The sequence below is a fragment of the Sinomonas sp. G460-2 genome (assembly GCF_047759905.1).
Taxonomy (GTDB): Bacteria; Actinomycetota; Actinomycetes; order Actinomycetales; family Micrococcaceae; genus Sinomonas.
Genome location: NZ_JBKZWT010000572.1, coordinates 1 through 1,025, shown reverse-complemented (window position 1 = coordinate 1,025; position 1,025 = coordinate 1). Strand labels below are relative to the sequence as shown.

Annotated in this window: 1 protein-coding gene and 1 pseudogene; both read right to left on the bottom strand. The window is 67.9% G+C overall.

Features of this window, described 5'->3' with window-relative positions:
* Window positions 1-444 (bottom strand): annotated as a pseudogene (locus ACLN58_RS22535) (hypothetical protein); the annotation flags it as partial.
* Between the two features lie 73 nt (window positions 445-517).
* The gene (locus tag ACLN58_RS22530; protein ID WP_415857429.1) at window positions 518-892 is read right to left on the bottom strand and encodes a hypothetical protein; all 375 of its coding nucleotides are present in this window, start codon (window positions 890-892) and stop codon (window positions 518-520) included.
* Window positions 893-1,025 lie beyond the last annotated feature (133 nt).

Genomic DNA, 1,025 nt, shown 5'->3' with positions numbered 1-1,025 from the left:
GGCGGACTGCGTAGGCGGCGCGGTGGTCGGCGTCACCGTCGGCGGCGTGGTGGTCGGCACAACGGTCGGCGTGGGGCTCGGCGTCTGCGTGGGCCCGCCCGGGGAGACGCAATTGTTCGCGTACAGCACCTGGCCGATGGCGTCCCAGTTCTGCCCCGGCACGATGATCGTGGTGCCGTTGCTCTCGACGTAGGCGAACGGCGGGAAGATGTCCTTCGTGTCGCGCGGATTCGAGCCAACGATCGAAGCCTTTGCGGTGAGGATCGAGACCCATGTGTTGGTCGCGGACGACGTCCGGTGGCACACCGGGATCGACGTCGCGTTGGCGGACCCCGGCGCGGCGACGGCCGGGCTCGTGGCGATGCCGACCGCGAACAGCCCCACGGCGCCGGCCGCGAACAGCCCCACGACGTGCTTCTTCGAAAATCGTGAAATGAGCGGCACGATGCCCGCCTCCTTTGTCTCCCCCTGCGCGGCTACCGCTTGTTGCGGTTGCCGCGAGCCAATGCGGGCACGTTCACGTGCATTGCCCGCATCGGAATGTCAATAGAACGATCTGCCCGTCGGGATTCTCGTAATTGCACGAGAACACGACGACCAGGCACGGATCATTTGCAAAAGAAAAGGCCTTTGACTTGTCGACCACTTCCCGGCTCGCGAGCGCGCATTGCACCACCTTGCCGAGCGCGTCGGTGACGGTGGCCGCCTGTCCGATCTCCCAGCCCGCGAAGCTCAGCCGGTTGAACGGGAACGTCGCGTCGTTGCACAGCGCGACGGCCTGATGGCACGAATGCGCCGCCAGGACGATGGGCCGCACGTCGTCCGACTCCCCCGTCCCGGCGAGCCAATGCGCCACCGGATCGAAGTTGTTCGCGTCGAGCGGCGGGTCCACCGGCTGGTCCTTGCTCCAGGCGGTCGGGACGACGCTGACCGTGAGACCCGCGGCGGGCCACGAGAACTTGGTCAGAGGAAGCGCGATCGAGGGCCCGTGGGACACGGCCGGCGAGCCGGCTGCGGTGGGCCCG